Here is a 578-nt window from a genome sequence, read left to right on the forward strand (position 1 = left end):
GACCGAGGAATTGGCCACCCGTGGCCTGGCAGTGAAGATGTTGCGCGACGCCGGCCACCGGGAACGCTTTGTCGCCGTCGTGTCTTCACTGGTGTTTGCACTCATGCACACCGTCAACCTCATCGCCGGGATGAAGGCGTCAACCGTTCTGGTCACCGTGGTCTACACCTTCGGTTTCGGTATGTGCATGTACCTGACAATGCGTGTGACGGGCACGATCTGGGCCGCAATCGTGTTACACGGCCTCACCGACCCCACCACAATTCTCTCGACCGGCGGGCTGGACACTTCGGTGACCACGGAAGTGAGCGGCGCCGCCGCCATCACCTCTCTACTGACGGTCCTCTTGGTCGTCTTCGGGGTGATCGCCGTCTTCCTCATTCGAGATCGAATCGGCGAAGATCGGCACACACCCGTCTCGGCCTGACCGACCGCGACCGTACAAGACATACTTGTGCCCATGCCTTCTCGAACCACGTACTCGTTCGCCGTCGTGACTGCATCGTGTGTGCTGGCACTCTCCGGTGCCGTCACTCATGCCACCGCGGGGGTTCCGACAACTCCCGAAGTCGCGACCA

The 578-nt window shown here is 61.4% G+C and carries 1 protein-coding gene; it reads left to right on the top strand.

Annotated features, from left to right (window positions below; all coding sequences use genetic code 11):
* Positions 1-427 (top strand): CPBP family intramembrane glutamic endopeptidase (locus A2J01_RS06450; RefSeq protein ID WP_156519193.1); only part of this gene is annotated, 427 nt, incomplete at its 5' end.
* Between the last annotated feature and the right edge of the window lie 151 nt (positions 428-578).

Origin of the sequence: Rhodococcus sp. EPR-134, assembly GCF_001647205.1 — a bacterium.
In the GTDB taxonomy this organism is placed as follows: Bacteria; Actinomycetota; Actinomycetes; order Mycobacteriales; family Mycobacteriaceae; genus Rhodococcus_F; species Rhodococcus_F qingshengii.